Origin of the sequence: Gordonia pseudamarae, from assembly GCF_025273675.1 — a bacterium.
Lineage (GTDB): Bacteria > Actinomycetota > Actinomycetes > Mycobacteriales > Mycobacteriaceae > Gordonia > Gordonia pseudamarae.
The window spans coordinates 1123982-1141964 of sequence record NZ_CP045809.1 but is presented as its reverse complement, the minus strand read 5'-3'; the positions used below and the strand labels follow the sequence as shown (position 1 = coordinate 1141964).

The following is a 17983-nucleotide window of genomic DNA, read 5'->3' as shown; positions in this document are numbered from 1 at the left end:
ACTCAGACGCGACCGCACAACGCCGCCCGCTACGCTCACAGCTGTGTCTGTCTACTCCCACGGATTCGCCCGCGTGGCGGGGGCCGTGCCGGTCATCAAGGCCGCCGACCCCGCCTTCAACGCCGAACGTACCGTCGAACTCCTCCGCGAGGCGGCCGCACACGACTCGGCGCTCGTGGTGTTCCCCGAACTCGGGCTCACCGGGTACAGCATCGACGACCTCGTCCAACAGGACGCGATCCTCGACGCCGCGCTCGCCGGATTGGCGCGGATCCTGGAGGCCAGCCGTGGTCTGCGCCCGGTGGTGGCCGTCGGGCTGCCGCTGAATGTGGGCGACGCCCTGTTCAATTGCGCGGCCGTCCTGCGTGACGGCGAGTTGCTCGGGGTGGTGCCCAAGTCGTACCTGCCCAACTATCGGGAATTCTACGAGCAGCGGTACTTCTCCGCCGCCCGCGATGCCGTCACCGACACGGTCACCGTCCTCGGGCACACGGTGCCGTTCGGTGCCGACCTCATCTTCGAAGCCACCGACCTGCCCGGATTCGCGTTGCACGTGGAGATCTGCGAGGACGGCTGGGTGGCGATCCCCCCGAGCACCTGGGCATCCCTGGCGGGGGCGACCGTGCTGGCGAACCTGTCGGGCAGCCCGGTCACCGTAGGCAAGGAGTCGTACCGGAAGTCATTGTGCACCGGGCATTCCGCCCGCTGCATCGCCGCCCATCTGTACGTGGCCGCAGGTTACGGCGAGTCCACCACCGATCTCGCCTGGGACGCAGACGCACTGATCACCGAGAACGGCACCCTGCTCGCCCGCAGCGAACAGTTCTCGATGGCCGACCAGATCATCACCGCCGACATCGACCTCGATCGGCTGCGACAGGAACGCCTGCGTATGATCAGCCTGCGCGACCAGGCGGGCGACCTGCGCGACCGGCTGACACCGTTGCGGCGCATTCCGGTGCGCTTGGGCACCCTCGACGACGCCGACGACGCGCTGCGCCGGCTGGTGCCCCGGTTCCCATTCGTGCCCACCGGCACCGCGGACCGCGAGATGCGCTGCCGAGAGGTGCGCAACATCCAGGTGCAGGGACTGGCGCAACGACTGCGCTCGACCGGGTTGCAGAAGATCGTCATCGGTGTGTCCGGCGGCCTCGACTCGACCCTCGCACTGCTCGTCGCCGTCGACACCTTCGACCGGATCGGGCTGCCGCGCACCAACATTCTAGCCTACACGATGCCAGGATTCGCCACCGGCAGCGCCACCCTGCGCCGGGCGCACGAGCTCATGGATTCACTCGGCGTGTCGGGCACCGAACTCGATATCCGGCCCTCGTGCGAGCAGATGCTCGCCGACCTCGGACACCCGTACGCCAACGGCGAGAAGGTTTTCGACATCACCTTCGAGAACGTGCAGGCCGGTGAGCGCACCTCCCACCTGTTCCGGCTGGCCAACCATCACGGGGCGGTCGTGCTGGGCACCGGTGACCTGTCGGAGCTGGCACTGGGCTGGTGCACCTACGGTGTGGGCGACCAGATGTCGCACTACAACGTCAACACGTCGGTACCGAAAACCCTGATCCAGCACCTGATCCGGTGGATGATCGACACCGGCGAATACTCGGCGCGCACCACCGGCACGCTGCGGGAGATCCTTGACGACGTGATCTCCCCCGAACTCGTCCCACCCGGTGAGGACGGCGCCGTGCAATCCACCGAGGACACCGTCGGCCCGTACGAGTTGCACGACTTCTTTCTCTACTACACCACCCGATTCGGTTACCGCCCCAGCAAGGTCGCCTTCCTGGCCCGGCATGCCTGGGGTGACGTGACCCGCGGACCGTGGTCGGAGATGATGCCGACCGATCGTCGCAACCAGTACGACGACGCCACCATCGACCACTGGCTCGCGGAGTTCCTGCGCCGCTTCATGGGTGCGCAGTTCAAACGCACCGCCATGCCCAACGGGCCCAAGATCGGCTCGGGCGGTTCGCTGTCGCCGCGCGGTGACTGGCGCTCGCCGTCGGACGTGTCGGCCCGCACCTGGCTCGACCAACTACGACAGTAGTTGCGAACATACTCATCTCACCGGCTGTCGAGGCTCCTCGCCCAGCGGCTCGTCGCACCTCAACCAGCGACACCCCGCCGGTTGAGGTGCGAGGTCGCTCCGCGACCGAGCCTCGAAACCCCGTACGCCGACCGCTCAGTCGCAGGTGTCGAGGAGCTTGGTGAGTTCGTCGCCGAAGTAGTGGGCGAGTTTGTCGATGTCGGGGACCAATTCGGTGCAGCCGAGCAGGCCGACGTTGATGGATGCGTCGGCGGAGAACACGCTGATGTTGAGGCCGAGGCCGTGGAAGATGGGACCCAGCGGGTATACACCCACCACCCGCGCACCGAGATAGTACAGCGGCAGCGTTGGGCCGGGAACGTTGGATACCACCACATTGAACACCGGCGGGTGGAGGGCCGAGAGTTTGCGGCCACCATAGCTTTTCATCAGCTGCTGCAACGTGATACCGGGCGCGAACTGAGCCCAGGCCCGGAGAATGTTGGCGTCGATGTCGGCGTGATGGTCCTTGGACCGGCGGGCCAGTTCGGCGGCCTGTTCGACACGCTCGACGGGATCGTCGACGTCGGTGGCCAGCTGGGTGAACATGCCGCTCACCTTGTTGGTGCCGGTCTCCACGAGCGCGGTCTCGTCCGAGCCGTGCACCGACACCGGCACCATCGCCACCAGTCGCCGGTCCGGCACGCCGCCGTGGTTCGCCAGGTACGACCGCAGCGCACCGGCCGCGATGGCCAGCACGACGTCGTTGATCTTGGCACCGTACCGGTTCTTGACGCGTTTGACGTCATCGAGCGGCAGCTGGGTGAGCGCCAGCGAACGATGCGGGGTGATCGGGGCGTTGAACGGGGTACGCGGTGCCTGGAACGGCGCGGGCATGGCCGAACCATCCAAGGCGCGTCTGACCCAGCCGATCGGCACGTTGATAGTACCGGGCAGCAGACGGGCCAGTGCCAGCGGACGTTGAACAAAGTTCAGTGCCCCGCCGACGGCCATCGCCAGCCGCGAGGTGCCGCCCGCGGATTCCTTGATCTTGGCGGTGTCGAGCTGAGGCGGCTCGGGGGTGATGGTGCACAGCTGGGAGAGCATCTCGGCACTCGTGACACCGTCGACATTGGCGTGGTGCATGCGCAGCACCACCGCGACGTTGCCGTTGGCGAGCCCCTCGATCACCCACATCTCCCACAGCGGCTTACTGCGATGCAGTTCGCGACCGGCTACGTGGCCGATGAGTTCGGTGAGTTCACGGTCGCCACCGGGCGCGGGCACGCCGACATGCCGGACATGCTTCTCGATGTCGAAGTCGGCGTCCTCGACCCACACCGGATGATCGATGTTGAGCAGTGAGTTGTCAAGTTTACGGCGGAAGTTGGGCATGGCCGCGATGCGCCGGCCGAGTTCGTCGCGCATCGCCGGGTACGAGTAGCCACCCGGCATGGTCGACGGGTCGATCTCGATGACACCCACCACATGCATCAGCTGCGATCGGGTTTCCAGGTAGAGAAACGACGCATCCAAACCGCTCAGACGCTCCATCGGACCACGCACCTCCATCGCCATCGCCCGACCCGGGACCGGGCGGATTCCGATCACGCACTACGGGCGGGCGTCACGATCATCGCAGACCGTACGCCGGATCATCGCCGGATGCACGATCCCCGCCACGACACAACCTAGCGCTTGCTAGGTTGTGGTGATGACACCGACGCCGCCCCGCTTCTCCGCCGCCGAACTCGACGCGGCGTTCACCGCGTTCCAGGCCACCGTTGCCGAGATCGCAATCAGCCGCGATTGGGACCGGTTCGCCGAGCAGTTCACCGTCGACGCCGACTACGTCGAACACGCACTGGGCACGATGCACGGCCGGGAGGAGATCCGCGAATGGATCTGGCGGACGATGACCGCCTTCCCCGGTAGCCACATGACCGGCTATCCGTCGTTGTGGCATGTCGTCGACGAGGAACGCGGCCGGGTGATCTGCGAGGTGGACAACCCGATGCGCGATCCGGGGGACGGAACCGCCATCACTGCGACCAACATCACGATCCTCACCTACGCCGGTGACGGGTTGTGGAGCCGCGAGGAGGACATCTACAACCCGCTCAGGTTCGGGATCGCGGCCATGCGCTGGTGCGAAAAGGCCGAGACGCTGGGCACTCTCGACGACGCCGCACGGGCGTGGATGACCGGTACGGGGGCGATGTTCGCCCGCAAAGCCCGTTAGCGGACCACCCGAACACCGATCACACGCACCCGACACCTCGACTACGGAACCGTAACCAAGACTTGGGCGTGCGTCCGAGTGTGCCGTATGGTAGGGGGCCGACCAGCCCAACACCCGATCGGCCCGAAGGACTGCAATGACCCGTGAACTGACGCAACTGGAACTCCTCCGCGAGCTGGAGTCCGTTGCCGAAGCCAACGTGAATCGCCATCTGAAGGCAGCTCGCGACTGGAATCCGCACGATTATGTGCCGTGGGACGAGGGCCGCAACTTCGCCGCACTCGGCGGCGTCGACTACCACCCGGAGCAGTCCCGGCTCAGCGATGTCGCACAGGCCGCGATGATCACCAACCTGCTCACCGAGGACAATCTTCCGTCCTATCATCGGGTGATCGCCGATAACTTCTCGATGGATTCGGCGTGGGGCTACTGGGTGGGCCGCTGGACCGCGGAGGAGAACCGGCACGGCATCGCCATGCGCGACTACCTGGTGGTGACCCGCGGCGTCGACCCGGTGGCCCTGGAGCAGGCCCGCATGACGCACATGACCAACGGCTACTCCCCCGAGGTGGCCGCGGGGGACCGCATCGACGAGTTCACCGGCGCCACCGGTCAGATGGGCATCCTGCGGTCGGTGGCGTATGTGACGTTCCAGGAACTGGCCACCCGCGTCAGCCACAAGAACACCGGCAAGGCCTGTGACGATCCGATCGCCGACAAGCTGCTGCAGCGGATCGCGGCCGACGAGAACCTGCACATGCAGTTCTATCGCAACGTCTGCGGTGCGGGCATGGACATCGCACCCGACCAGACGCTGCGCGCGGTCACCGATGTGGTCACCAATTTCCAGATGCCGGGCGCCGGTATGCCCAACTTCCGCAGGCACGGTGTGCTGATGGCCAAGCACGGCATCTACGATCTGCGCCAGCACCTCGACGAGGTGATCATGCCCGTTCTGCGCAAGTGGGATGTGTTCGGCCGCGACGACTTCGGTGCCGAGGGCGAGCAGACCCGCGAAGAACTCGCCGCCTTCCTCGAACAGCTCGAACGCGACACGGCGAAGTTCGAGGAGATGCGCGACCGCTCGCTGGCCCGGGACGCCCTCAAGAGGGCGCGGCAGCAGGAAAAGAAGGCGTCCTGAGCACCGCGCAGGCGATCGCGGTCGATACCCGTTCACCGGCGCACGACCGGCTGCGCATAGGGTCGATCGAGCTCGCCAGTCCCGTCGTGCTGGCACCGATGGCCGGTGTCACCAACGTCGCCTTCCGCACGCTGTGCCGCGAGCTCGAACTCGAGCGGACCGGCACGGTGTCGGGTCTTTACGTCTGTGAGATGGTGACCGCCCGCGCACTCGTGGAGCGGCATCCGGTGACGATGCACATGACCACGTTCGCCCCGCAGGAGAACCCGCGGTCGATGCAGCTGTACACCGTCGACCCCGAGTACACCTATGCCGCGGCCAAGATGATCGTCGAGGAGAATCTCGCCGATCACATCGACATGAATTTCGGTTGTCCGGTCCCCAAGGTGACCAGGAAGGGCGGCGGTTCGGCGATCCCCTACAAGCGCAAGCTGTTTCAGCGCATCGTCGCCGCCGCGGTCAAAGCCACCGAGGGCACCGATATCCCGGTGACCGTCAAGTTCCGCATCGGGATCGACGATGAGCATCGCACCCATCTCGACGCCGGCCGCATCGCGGCCGCCGAGGGCGCGCGGGCCGTGGCGCTGCACGCGCGCACAGCCTCGCAACGCTATTCGGGCACCGCCGACTGGGATGAGATCGCCCGGCTCAAGGACCATGTCGCCGATGTCCCGGTGCTCGGCAACGGCGACATCTTCGAGCCCGCCGACGCGGTGGCGATGATGGATCGCACCGGATGCGACGGCGTGGTCATCGGACGCGGTTGTCTGGGCAGGCCGTGGCTGTTCGCCGAGTTGTCGGCAATGCTGAACGGCCGTCCGGCGCCGCAGGCGCCGACCCTCGGAGAGGTGTCGGACATCATCATCCGGCACTGCGAGTTGCTTATCGCGCACTACAACCATCTGGAGGGCGGCGGCGAGGCCAAGGGCTGTCGCGAGATCCGTAAGCATGTGGCGTGGTATCTGCGCGGCTTCCCGGCGGGGTCGGAGATCCGTTCCCGGATGTCGCTGGTGACAACCCTCGATGAGCTGCGCGAACTGGTGAGCTCGCTGCCCGCCGACGCCCCGTTTCCCACCGACGGCCACGGCCCGCGCGGCAGGCAGGGTTCGCCCGCGAAGGTCGCCCTGCCGGAGGGGTGGCTCGACGACCCGTACGAGGACATCGTTCCCGAGGGCGCCGAGATCATGCATTCGGGCGGCTGAGCCCGGTACCGCGACGGGCGATCGAGTCGGGTGTTCTCAGGTCCGCTCGGTACGATGTCGGGGTATCCACACCAGTGGGCACATTCGATGCACGCCGGTACGTCCCCCGTACCCGGTGCGTCGAGTCCAGACGCGAGAGGTGGCCGACGCACGTGAGCCGCAGGAAATCCGGGCCGGAAGGCCCGCATTCCGGTGACACCGGCGACGGCGCACGGTCCGGACCCGAGTCCACCGGGGCGGGCCGAGGTGGTCCCGGTCAGGCCGGATCCGATCAGCCTCGGCACGGAGCGGCGCAGCCGCCGCAGCGGCCCGGTCCCCGCGTCATCCCCCCGATACCGGGTGGTCTGCATGAGCCCCGTACCACCAACCGGTATGTGCGCGGGCGTTCCCGACTGACCGTCCGGGAACTGCTCGAGGAGATGAACGCCGAGGGCGCGGCCTTCGACGATGCCGGACAACCCGAACCCGACGAGTCGCCGACGATAGCGCACCGGTTCGGGTCACTCTTCCGCGGCGACCGCGACGGCGGCGACAGGCCCGCGAGTGAGGGCGCCCCCGACCACCGACCCCCGGCCGATCGCGGTCGGCGTGGCCGGCCACCGATCCGGGAGGTTCCCGCACCCCGCCCCGGTGGGCGTGGTCGGCAGGAACCGGGGCGGCCTCCCGTCGGCGGGAACCCGGCCCCCCACACCCCCGCACACCAGACCCCCGGACGCCAGATCCCGGGCGGCCAACACGCCTCCGGCCCCCAGACGTCCGGCGCGCACAGCAGGCCGACCGACGTCCCACCGCCCGGCCTCGACGTCACGCAACGAATCCCCACCGTCGGCGACCACGCCGACGTCGACCTGTCCGAACAGGCCACCCGGCAGCGGGCCATCGCCGAATCGCGCGGTCAGGAGCCGGCTCCCTCCGATACGGCGTTCGATCCGGGCGGTATACCGACGGTCCCGCCGGTGCGTTCGGGCCAGGACGACGCGCCCACCGAGATCATCCCGGTCGTCCGGGCCGCGGCCGGGGCACCGGAGACGACGACACCGGCCGACGAGACCGATGCCGACGCCGCGTCCCCCGCGGCTCCGGCCGAGGCCACATCCGACGCCGATGCGGACGACGAACCGACACCGTCGGCGGGCTCACGGCTCAAGGCCCGGGCGCTGCCGCTGCAGCGCACCCCGGATCTGGTGGCCGCCAGCACCCGCGTGGCCGCGGCCCGCGGCAAGGCCGCACGACGGCGGGCACTGGTGCACGATGCCACGATCACCGGCCGCATTCTGGTATCGGTGGCGTGTGTCCTCGCGCTGGTCGGCACCGGTTTCGTGTGGGGTTACATCCAGTCGGTGGACGGCAAGTGGCGCTCCATCGAGGCGCTCGACTCCGGTGACGGCAACATCCGCAACAAGGAGGCCCAGCACGGCGACGAGACGTATCTGATCGTCGGCACCGACACGCGCGGCGGCACGAACTCCACGGTCGGTGCGGGCAGTGCCGAAGATGTTGAGGGCGCCCGCTCGGACACCGTCATCCTGGTCAGCGTGCCCGCCGACCGGGACCGGGTGGTCGCCGTGTCGTTCCCGCGTGACCTGCAGGTCGACCGGCCGGACTGCGCGTCGTGGGACAACGACAACGGCGCATACGACTACGACAACGTGTTGCCCGCGGCCGAGGCGGTAAAACTCAACTCGGTGTACGCCGAGGGCGGACCGAAGTGCCTGGTGCAGGTGCTCACCGCGATGAGCGGCCTGAACATCAACCACTTCATCGCGATGGACTTCGACGGCTTCGAGAAGGTCGTGCGCGCCATCGGCGGCGTCGAGGTGTGCTCGACGGTCCCGCTCTACGACTACGAGCTCGGCTGGATCCTGCGTAAGAAGGGCCCCAAGAAGCTCAACGGCCGGTACGCGCTGAACTATGTGCGTGCCCGCAAGATCGAAACCGAGGGCAACGGCGACTACGGACGGATCAAGCGGCAGCAGCTGTTCATGTCGTCGCTGCTGCGCTCGACCCTGTCGGGAAATGTGCTGTCCAACCCGGGCAAGCTCAACGGGATCGTCAACACGTTCATCAAACACAGCTTCGTCGACGGGGTCGACACCAAGTCGCTGATCACGCTCGCCGAATCGATGCAGGGTATGGACGCGGGCCGGGTCAGCTTCCTGACCATCCCCACCTCCGGCACCTCCACCGACGGATCGAACAACGAGATCCCGCGCGTGGACGACGTCGACGCCATCTTCAACGCGATCATCGACGACGACCCCCTGCCCGGTGAGACCAAGAAGACCACCGACACGGACGAGAAGAAGTCGGACGAGAAGAAGAACACGAGCACCTCGACGTCCGCACCGGCCACCAGCAGCACCACCACCACCACCTCGGCAGCACCGAAGACGGTGTCGGCCACGGCACTCGATCCCTCCCTGGTGACGGTGCGTGTGCTCAACGGCACCGGCAGTCCCGGGGTGGCCGCCAGCGCGGCCGATCTGCTCGCCCCGCTCGGCTTCATCATCCCGGGTATCGCCGACGCCTCCGAGCAGCGCGACGACACGGTGGTGCGGTACGGCGCCGGCGAGAAGGACGCCGCCGCGACGGTCGCCGCGATGTTCCCCGGCGCGACCATCCAGTCGGACCGCAACGTCAAGTCCGGTGTCGAGGTGATCCTCGGGCACAACTACGCCGAGACCATCGAGGAGCAACCGGCCGCGGGATCGGCGTTGCGGGTCGGTCAGTTGTCCCCCTATCGCGGCAGCAGCCTGCCCAACGACCTGACCGTCACCAACGCGGGCGACACCACCTGCTCATAGCTGCCCACTCGCAGGGTGTCCGCCGGTGACGCCTCGGAAAGAGGCCGTTCACGCGACGTTCATTGCGACCTCGTCGGCAGGGTCACCTGGCCAAGTAATCTGGACAACATGCGTACCGCGTACCAAGAGCAGCTCCAGCGGCTGAACACAATTCTGGGTGATATGTGCGAGCTGGCAGGTGCCGCGATGTCGCGCGCCACCGAATCACTTCTCCAGGCAGATCTGGCTCTTGCCGAAGAAGTCATCACCGATGCCGACCGGATGAATTCACTGTCGACGCAGGCCGAGGAACAGGCGTTCGCGGTGCTGGCGCTGCAGGCTCCGGTCGCCGGCGATCTGCGGGGTGTGGTGAGCGCGTTCCAGATCGTCGGCGATGTCGACAGGATGGGCGCACTGGCCCTGCATGTGGCCAAGGTCGCCCGCCGACGGCACCCGGCCGCGGCCCTTCCCGAAGAGGTCAGGGGCTATTTCGCCGAGATGGGCCGACTGGCCATCGCGCTCGCCCACAATGCCCGCGAGGTGCTCAACTCCCTCGACCACGAGGCCGCCGCCCGTCTGCAGGAGGACGACGACGCGATGGACGACCTGCACCGGCACCTGTTCACCGTCCTGATGGACCGCGAATGGGAGTACGGCGTGGCGGCCGCCGTCGACGTCACCCTGCTGGGCCGCTACTACGAGCGGTTCGCCGATCACGCCGTGATGGTCGGGCGCCGGGTGTTCTTCCAGGCCACCGGCAAACTCCCCGAACAGTTCGAGGACGCCTCCTAGCACGGGTCGGGCGCGGCAACACACCACCGCCGCGCGGCAACACACCGGAACACACCGGAACACACGGAAAGAGAAGGCCGGTTGAGGAATTCCTCAACCGGCCTTCGTCGTACGTCCGCTCGTCAGCCGAAGCGGCCCGAGATGTAATCCTCGGTCTCCCGCTTGGACGGGTTGGAGAACATCGTCTCGGTGTCGTTGATCTCCACGAGCTGACCGGGCTGCCCGACTCCTTCGAGGTTGAAGAATGCGGTCTGGTCGCTGACACGGGCAGCCTGCTGCATGTTGTGGGTGACGATGACGATCGTGTACTCCTTCTTCAGCTCACCCATCAGATCCTCGATCGCGAGCGTCGAGATCGGGTCGAGCGCCGAACACGGCTCATCCATCAGCAACACGGCCGGCGAGACGGCGATGGCGCGGGCGATGCACAGACGCTGCTGCTGGCCGCCGGACAGTCCGCCACCGGGCTTGTCGAGGCGGTCCTTGACCTCGTTCCACAGGTTGGCCCCGCGCAGGCTCCGCTCGGCGACCTCGTCGAGCTCGGCCTTGTTACGCAGGCCCTGCAGCCGGAGTCCGGCGACCACGTTGTCGCGGATCGACATCGTCGGGAACGGGTTGGGGCGCTGGAACACCATGCCGATGGTGGCACGCACGCTCACCGGGTCGACGTTCTTGGCGTAGATGTCCTCACCGTCGAGCAGCACGCTGCCCACCGCGTACGCGCCGGGGGTCACCTCGTGCATGCGGTTGAGGGTGCGCAACACCGTGGACTTGCCGCAGCCCGACGGCCCGATGAAAGCGGTGATACTGCGCGGCGGAACCTCCAGGCTCACGTCCTTGACGGCGTGAAAGTTGCCGTAGTAGATGTTCAGATCTTTGATATCGAGGCGCTTGGCCATGATCGGTCCGTTCTGGGGGGAGATATCCGGCGTCCGGAGATACCGGCGGGTGTCAGGACTGTTTGGGCGAGAAGACCTTCGAGACCACCTTGGCGCCGAAGTAGATGATCGCGACGAGGATGACCAGCGTCAGCGCCGCACCCCACACATTGTCGAAGGCTCCCGGCCCCTTGCCGTATTCCTGCACCATCATCAGCGGCAACGACTGTTGGCTGCCGTCGAAAGGATTCCAGTTCACGGCGCGGGTGGAGCCGACGAGGATCAGGACGGGCGCCGATTCGCCCATGACCCTGGCAATGGCCAGCATCACGCCGGTGATGATGCCCGACAGCGCGGTGGGCAGCACGATGCGCGCAATCGTCTTCCATTTGGGGATGCCGAGGGCGTAGGACGCCTCACGCAGATCCTGCGGCACGATCTTGAGCATTTCTTCGGTGGACCGCACCACCAGCGGCACCATCAGCAGCACCAACGCGATCGCCACCACGAAACCCGATCGTTCCATGCCCAGTGTTGTGCGCCAGGCCGCGTACACGAACAGCGCGGCCACGATCGAGGGGACACCGGAGAGGATGTCGACCATGAAGGTGGTGGCGCGGGCCGTCGCCGACTTTCGGTCGCTGTATTCGACCAGGTAGATGGCGACGAAGATGCCCACCGGGACCGAGATGATCGCGGCCAGCGCGGTCTGGATCAGGGTGCCGATGATGGCATTGCCGGCGCCACCGCGGATCTGTGGTCGGGTCCACCACTCGAGGTCGAGGATGGGGCCGATGCCCTTGCTGATGAGGGTGACCGCCAGCCACACCAGCGGCACCAGCGCCAGCAGCACCGAACCCAGGACCAGTATCCGCACCGCGTCGTCGGTGATGGTGCGGCGCCGGCTCAGGGGGGTGAAGCCCGACGGTGCGGTCTTGACCGGGACGGCGCCGTTGCCACCGAGTGATCCGTGGTCTCCGAGTGATCCGTGGTCTCCGAGAGTTACCGACATGTCAGTTGCCCTTTCCGCTGACCACCGCGCGAGCCGCGGCGTTGACGATGAACGTCAGGACGAACAGGGTCAGGCCGGCCGAGATGTAGGCACCGGTCTTGGCCGGTGAGTCGAATTCGGCGGCGTTGAGTGCGATCTTGCTGGCGAAGGTCTCGCCGCTTTCCATGAGGTTGACGTTGATCGGCCCGGCCGAGGAGATGATCAGCATCAATGCCATCGTCTCGCCGAGCGCGCGGCCGAGGCCGAGCATGCCACCGCTGATGTAGCCGGACTTGCCGAACGGCAGCACCGCCACCCGCACGACCTCCCACTTGGTGGCGCCGAGCGCGAGGGCGGCCTCGCGATGTCCGACCGGTGTCTGCGCGAACACCTCGCGGGTCACCGCGGTGATGATCGGCAGGATCATCACCGAGAGCACGATCCCGGCGGTGAGCACCGTGGCGCCGGTGTCCATGTTGGTGCTCTGCTCGGGTTCCTGGAACAGGAACAGCCAGCTCAGGTTGCCCACGAGCCAGACGTTGATCGGTTGCAGCACCGGCCCCAGGACCAGGATGCCCCACAGGCCGAACACGATTGACGGAACCGCGGCGAGCAGATCGACGGTGTAGGTGATGGGCCCGACGAGCCGCTTCGGCGCGTATTCGGTGAGGAAGATCGCGATGCCCAGGGCGATCGGCATCGCGATCAGCAACGCGATCACCGACACGAAGATGGTGGTGTAGAGCAGTCTCGGGATACCGAACCGCAGTTCGCCGCCGGAGGTGACCCACTTCCCCTGATAGGTGAAGAAGTTCGCCGTGTTGTCGAGCAGCGATGGCACTGCCTGGGCGACGAGGAACGCGGCGATCAGGAAGATGACCGCCGTGACCAGCATTCCCGAACCCACGGCGAGGTTCTTGAACACGATGTCGCCGAGGCGTCTGGTGCCGCCGGTACCCAATTGCCGTCCGGTCTCGTCCGGCGGCGTGCCGCCGGTCCGCGGCCCGGACGCGGCGTCGCCGCTGTCCGGGCTCTGGTCTTTCGTGAGGGACGCCATGGTTCTCTCTGTTGCTGAGGTCCGGTTGTCTGCCCTGGTCATGTCACTTTCCTCGGACTTGTCGAGTCTCTCACGCGGACACCGCCGACGATCTGGCGGCGCGGTAGGGGGCCGCCCAGATACCGGGATCGCGGACGGTGGACGCGCTACGCACCTGGATGCGCAGGGTCCGGTCAGTTGCCGGAGTCCAGCGCGTCGATGGTGGTTCGCAGGGTGTCCTTGAAACCGTCGGGCAGCGGAACGTAGCCGAGCTCACCGAGACCTTCCTGACCCTCGTCGAGGATCTTGGTGAACGCCTCCTTGAGCGTGCTGCTGGTCTCCGAGTCGTCGTAGCCGGTGGAGCAGACGATCGAGTAGGGGGTGAGCACCAGCGGGTAGGCGCCGGGCTCCTTGGAGGCGAACAGGGCGTCGGTGTCGACGACGAGATCCTTGCTGCCGGGGGTCGTGAACTCGATCGCGTCGAGGGCCTTACCGGCGGTGTCGGCGTTGAGTTCGACCGAACCCGCACCGAAGTCGAGGGCGGCGATGCCCAGGTCGTTCTCGGTGGCGAAGCCCCACTCGACGTAGGTGATCGAGCCGGGCGACTTCTTCACGGTGTCGCCGACGCCGGTCGACTTGGCGGCACCGGAGCCACCCTTGCCCTGGAATTCCTTGCTGTGCTCGTACGGCCACGCGGCGGGTGCCGCGCTCTGCAGGAAACGCTGGAAGTTGTCGGTGGTGCCGGAGCTGTCACTGCGGTGCACCGGCTTGACGGCGGTGTCCGGCAGGCTGACACCGGGGTTGAGCTCGGCGATCGCCGGATCGTTCCACTTGGTGATCTTCGAGTCGAAGATCCCGGCGAGTACCTCGGGGTTCAGGGTCAGCTTGTCGACGCCGTCGAGGTTGTAGGCGATGGCCACGGGGCCGGCGACGAGCGGGATGTGCCAGGCGTCGTTGCCGCCGCAGCGGGCTTTGGCGTCGGTGATCTCGGCGTCCTTGAGGGCCGAGTCCGAGCCGGCGAAGTCTACGTCGCTGTTGATGAACTTCTTGATACCGTCGCCGGAGCCGCTGCCGGTGTAGTCCAAGACTATGTCGGTGTTCTCGGCGAGTTTATCGCTGAAGTGCTCCATGGCCTTCTGCTGCGCGGTCGATCCCTCACCGCTGATCGCCTTCTCTCCGCCGCTGCTGCACGAGGTCGCGAGCACTGTTGCCGCGGCCGCGGTGAGCGCGAGAGCTGCGCCTTTACGGGAAATCTTCACCTCTGGTGTCGCCTTTCGTTCATCACACGCCCCGCACGGGCGGTCGGGACAGCTGTCACCATTGCCCTCGGGAGTTCCCCGGGGTCGGTGTCCGGTTTGACGCTAGGGGTGGCCGATGGACGAATTCTCGACGCGAAGTGAACTGGGGGTGAATTGCACGCGGGCATGTGAACTACACCCAGAGGTATGGCGTGAGATGGTCGACTGTCCATCTCACGGCACACTAGATGGTTGATTCCTTGAAGGTGCCGTCGGCAACGAGGTAGGCGGAGGGCTTCAAGATCAATGTGTGACGAAAGAACTCGAAACCCTCCTGACTGAACTCTATGTCCTCATCGACGACCACGTCGTCGAACCCCGCTCGGGACGCGGCTGGCGCCCGCTGCTCTCCGATGCCGAACTGCTCACGCTCGCGGTAGCGCAGGTGTTGCTCGGGTTCGACAGTGAACGGCGTTGGATCCGGCACGTCCACGGCAACGAGCAACTGCGCGCACTGTTCCCGTATCTGCCGGGCCAGTCCGACTACAACAAGCGTGTCAGGGCGGCACGAGGGTTGCTGTGCAAGACAATTCAGGCGGTGGCACGGCTCTCACCGTCGTGGTTCGACGACCTGTGGATCACCGACGCCACCCCGGTTCCGTGTGGCATGTCAAGGGAAACGGTCAAGCGGTCCGGCCTGGCCGGGCACGCCGGATACGGCTACTGCGCGTCACACTCGCGTTTCTACTGGGGCTTGAAGTTGTATCTGGTGTGCGCCGGCGACGGGATGCCGATCATGTGGTGCCTGGCGCATCCGAAGATCGGTGAACGCGAGGTGGTGACCGCGCTGCTCGAACGCGATCACCACCTCATCCGCTCCGGGCAGGTGCTGCTCGCCGACAAGGGCTTCTCCGGAAAGACGTTCGCTGCCACAACCGCCGCGATGGGCCTGCGGTTGCTGCGCCCGGACCGCAAGGACGAGACCTACCGCAACGGCAACCTCGGCGGGGTGCGGCAGTGGATCGAATCGGTCAACCAGACCCTCAAAGGGCAGCTCGGCCTGGAGAAACACGGCGGCCGGACCACCCACGGAGTGTTCGCCCGAGTGAGTCAACGCCTCCTGGCGATGTCCGCCGGCATCTGGCACAACTGGACCACCGGCATCACCACCAAACGATCCCTGATCGCGTACGACCACTGACCGCGTCCAAGGAATCAACCATCTAGGCTAGCCTTACCTACGTGCGCGATGTCGACGACTTTCATCCGGGCAACCCGGCTTTCCTCTGGTACATCAACCCCACCGACGGGGAAGCACCCTGGGAACCGGAGCAGCGGGTCACACCCTCGTTCGACGTCATCCGGCACCAGGCCCGCACTCTCGACCGGCTCGGCTTCTACGGCGCGCTGACCACCGCCCGCGAACCGATCTCACTGATCGGCGACACCACCGATCTGCGCTTCCTCATCCCCTGCTATCCCGGGGTCAAACCGCCCACCCTGATGGCCGAGGAGGCCCAGGTGTTCGACCAGTACTCGGGCGGTCGGCTCATCATCAACCAGGTCAACGGCGCCGACCCGGTATTGCGCCGGTACGGGCAGTACACACCGAAATCCGAGCGTTACCGGCTCTCCTCCGAGTACTGGTCACAGGTCAAGAAGCTCTATCTCGACGACACCGAGCCGTTCGACGGCGAATTCTTCTCCTACGACAAGCGGTACAAGCCGGCGATCCCCGGACCCCGCCAGCCCGCCGGCCTGCCCGTCTGGGGCACCGGGGCCTCCCCGGAGGGGATCGAACACGCCGTCGACGTCCTCGACGTCTATCTGTCGTTCATGTCCGAACCCGGTGCCCTCACCGCACTGTTCAACCGGGTCCGGTCGGCGGCCGCCGACCGGGGCCGGACCCTCAAGTTCGGGGTGCTGGCCAGCGTCATCGTCCGCGACACCGAGGAGCAGGCGTGGGACCGGTTCGAGTGGCAGCTCGCCCGGACCCGGCCCGAGACGGTTCTGGCCACCGCCGACCGCAATCTGAAGAGCTTCGGCTATCCCGGCCTGGACGAGTTGACCAGCGACGACCCTCAGGTCCTTGCCCGCATCGAGGCACTGCGCGCGGGCAAACTCCCCGACCGTTCGGCATTGGAGTTCGCCCCCAACATGGCGGCGGGCCTGACCACCTGGACCGCCGCCGAACCGCCCTTCGACATCGCGGGCAAGGGCACCGGCACCTACTTCGTCGGCAGCGCCGAGAACGTCGCCACGGCGATGCGGACGGTCGGCGAACAGGCCGGCGTCGACGCCTGGATCCTGTCCGGGTGGCCGCTGGCCCGCGAGGCCGAGATCGCCGCCGAACTCCTGCTCCCCCTGTTGAGCAACTGAACCTGTCGAGCGACTGAACCCCGGCGACGTCACCGCACGGGCGGCGTCCCCACATACCGTGCCGACGGACGAATGATCTTGCGGCTCCTGGACTGTTCCAGAATGTTCGCGCACCACCCGACAACACGGCTCACCGCGAACGTCGGGGTGAACATCGACCGCGGTATTCCGCAGCTCTCCATCACCACCCCGGCATAGAATTCGACGTTGGCATAGCGCGGACGATCCGGATGCGCCTGTGCGAGAACATCTGTGACTGCCCGCTCGGCCGTCAGCGCCCGCTCCACCAGCGGACCGCCCAGGTCGACGGCGATGCCGCGCAACAACTCCGACCGGGGATCGACGGTGCGGTACACCGCGTGCCCGAACCCCATGATCCGCCGACGCTGCTCGAGCTGCCGCCGGGCCCAGCCTGCCGCGTCACCGTCGGCGTCGATCTCGTCCAGCGAATCCAGCGCGCGGTCGGGGGCACCGCCGTGCAACGGTCCCGAAAACGCCCCGACCCCGCCGCATATCGCGGAGTACACGTCCGCACCGGTGGAGGCGACCACCCGCGCGGTGAACGTCGAGGCGTTGAATCCGTGATCGATGGTCGCGATCAGGTACTGCTCGACGGCGCGCGCATGGTGAGGCGTCGGTTCGTGACCGGTCAGCATGTACAGCCAGTTCGCCGCGACCGGAAGGTCCTCGCGCGGGGCCACCGGATCGTCACCGTTGCGCAACCGGTACATGGCCGCCAACAGGGTCGGTGTCACCGCCGCCACGCGCAGTGCGTCGGCGAGCCCCTGCTCGGCGGTCGCGTCCCACAGCGGGCGGGCCCCGGTGGCCACACCCACCGCGGACAGGGCAGTGCGCAGGGCCGCCAGTTCGGTGCGCGGTGCGCCCAGCAGTGCCGCCGAGGCGACGATCCCACCGACCTCGTCCGGTATGGGCCGCAACGTCCTGACACGGCGGGCGAACGCGGCCGACGCCTGCTCGTCGGGGAGGTATCCGTGGGCGAACAGATGCCACACCTCCTCGAAGGTGCGGCTGCGGGCCAATTCGATCGCTGGATACTGCCGATAGTGGTAGAAACCCTCGTCACCGCGCACGTCCCCGATCTCGGTGTCGGCGACGACGACCCCGCTGAGTCCGGGTGGCGCGATCAGCACATCACTCATGGTCTTGACATCACTCATGGTCTTGCTCCTTCACTTCCCGGTTGATCCACCGCCACGATGACAATCTTGAGCAAGGCTCGTCAATATTGATTTAATC

At 66.8% G+C, this 17983-nt stretch carries 14 protein-coding genes; 8 read left to right on the top strand and 6 right to left on the bottom strand.

Features of this window, described 5'->3' with window-relative positions; all coding sequences use genetic code 11:
* Positions 1 to 43 precede the first annotated feature (43 nt).
* Entirely contained in the window at positions 44 to 2065 is a 2022-nt protein-coding gene (locus GII31_RS04925) for an NAD(+) synthase (protein ID WP_213247337.1), read from the top strand.
* Between the two features lie 135 nt (positions 2066 to 2200).
* Here GII31_RS04925 and GII31_RS04920 read toward each other — a convergent pair whose 3' ends face one another.
* Positions 2201 to 3598 (bottom strand): WS/DGAT/MGAT family O-acyltransferase, encoded by a 1398-nt coding sequence (locus GII31_RS04920; RefSeq protein ID WP_213247335.1) that lies wholly within the window; start codon positions 3596 to 3598, stop codon positions 2201 to 2203.
* Positions 3599 to 3758: 160 nt separating this feature from the next.
* On the opposite strand from GII31_RS04920, the gene GII31_RS04915 reads away from it, so the two are divergent.
* From GII31_RS04915 to phoU, 5 genes are all read left to right on the top strand, one after another.
* The gene (locus tag GII31_RS04915) at positions 3759 to 4286 is read left to right on the top strand and encodes a nuclear transport factor 2 family protein (RefSeq protein ID WP_213247333.1); all 528 of its coding nucleotides are present in this window, start codon (positions 3759 to 3761) and stop codon (positions 4284 to 4286) included.
* Between the two features lie 136 nt (positions 4287 to 4422).
* Entirely contained in the window at positions 4423 to 5427 is a 1005-nt protein-coding gene (locus GII31_RS04910; protein WP_213247331.1) for an acyl-ACP desaturase, read from the top strand.
* Positions 5428 to 5477: 50 nt separating this feature from the next.
* Positions 5478 to 6629, top strand: a complete 1152-nt coding sequence (gene dusB / locus GII31_RS04905; protein WP_213249862.1) for a tRNA dihydrouridine synthase DusB — start codon at positions 5478 to 5480, stop codon at positions 6627 to 6629.
* 419 nt (positions 6630 to 7048) lie between these two features.
* On the top strand, positions 7049 to 9433 hold the full coding sequence (locus GII31_RS04900) for an LCP family protein (protein ID WP_260840484.1): 2385 nt from the start codon (positions 7049 to 7051) through the stop codon (positions 9431 to 9433).
* A gap of 108 nt (positions 9434 to 9541) precedes the next feature.
* A complete protein-coding gene (gene phoU, locus GII31_RS04895) occupies positions 9542 to 10204 on the top strand; it encodes a phosphate signaling complex protein PhoU (RefSeq protein WP_213247329.1) in 663 nt (220 codons plus the stop codon).
* 122 nt (positions 10205 to 10326) lie between these two features.
* Here the strand turns inward: phoU and pstB are convergent, their stop codons facing one another.
* The 4 genes from pstB to pstS all read right to left on the bottom strand — a co-directional run bounded on the left by pstB (position 10327) and on the right by pstS (position 14368).
* Positions 10327 to 11103, bottom strand: coding sequence for a phosphate ABC transporter ATP-binding protein PstB (pstB, locus tag GII31_RS04890; RefSeq protein ID WP_213247327.1), 777 nt, complete (start codon positions 11101 to 11103; stop codon positions 10327 to 10329).
* Positions 11104 to 11155: 52 nt separating this feature from the next.
* Positions 11156 to 12094: a phosphate ABC transporter permease PstA gene (gene pstA / locus GII31_RS04885; protein WP_213247325.1), complete on the bottom strand. Its 939-nt coding sequence runs from the start codon at positions 12092 to 12094 to the stop codon at positions 11156 to 11158.
* Between the two features lies 1 nt (position 12095).
* Positions 12096 to 13130, bottom strand: a complete 1035-nt coding sequence (gene pstC, locus GII31_RS04880; RefSeq protein WP_213247323.1) for a phosphate ABC transporter permease subunit PstC — start codon at positions 13128 to 13130, stop codon at positions 12096 to 12098.
* 173 nt (positions 13131 to 13303) lie between these two features.
* A complete protein-coding gene (pstS, locus tag GII31_RS04875) occupies positions 13304 to 14368 on the bottom strand; it encodes a phosphate ABC transporter substrate-binding protein PstS (RefSeq protein ID WP_260840317.1) in 1065 nt (354 codons plus the stop codon).
* Positions 14369 to 14657: 289 nt separating this feature from the next.
* Between pstS and GII31_RS04870 the strand changes: the two genes are divergently transcribed.
* A complete protein-coding gene (locus tag GII31_RS04870; protein WP_260840032.1) occupies positions 14658 to 15548 on the top strand; it encodes an IS982 family transposase in 891 nt (296 codons plus the stop codon).
* A gap of 41 nt (positions 15549 to 15589) precedes the next feature.
* Positions 15590 to 16726, top strand: coding sequence for an LLM class flavin-dependent oxidoreductase (locus tag GII31_RS04865; RefSeq protein ID WP_260840316.1), 1137 nt, complete (start codon positions 15590 to 15592; stop codon positions 16724 to 16726).
* Between the two features lie 29 nt (positions 16727 to 16755).
* On the opposite strand, the gene GII31_RS04860 is transcribed toward GII31_RS04865, so the two are convergent.
* A complete protein-coding gene (locus GII31_RS04860; RefSeq protein WP_246222110.1) occupies positions 16756 to 17904 on the bottom strand; it encodes a citrate/2-methylcitrate synthase in 1149 nt (382 codons plus the stop codon).
* Positions 17905 to 17983: the final 79 nt, after the last annotated feature.